General features: G+C 31.4%; 1 pseudogene. It reads right to left on the reverse strand.

What is annotated here, in order from left to right:
- A pseudogene (locus PGC35_RS22200) lies at positions 1-211 on the reverse strand (HAD family hydrolase); the annotation flags it as partial.
- Positions 212-255 lie beyond the last annotated feature (44 nt).

The following is a 255-nucleotide window of genomic DNA, read 5'->3' on the forward strand; positions in this document are numbered from 1 at the left end:
CCTTCAAAACGTTCAACACATAAGGATGCCATCTCTTGAATGTTAGATGCGGAAATTCATGAATGTACTTGTCAACTGCTTCATCATTGGCAAACAAACATAATAAAAATACATCTTGATTATGTATTAATTTATTAGTTTCAGGATACTCATTCAGAGATAATGTTTCCTTCAATGCTCTTAAAATTCCATCTTCAGTTACACCATTCATACTAAATTCTTCAGTATAGAAAGACAATCCGTTATTGTGTAATG

This window comes from Psychrobacillus sp. PGGUH221 (assembly GCF_042055255.1).
Lineage (GTDB): Bacteria > Bacillota > Bacilli > Bacillales_A > Planococcaceae > Psychrobacillus.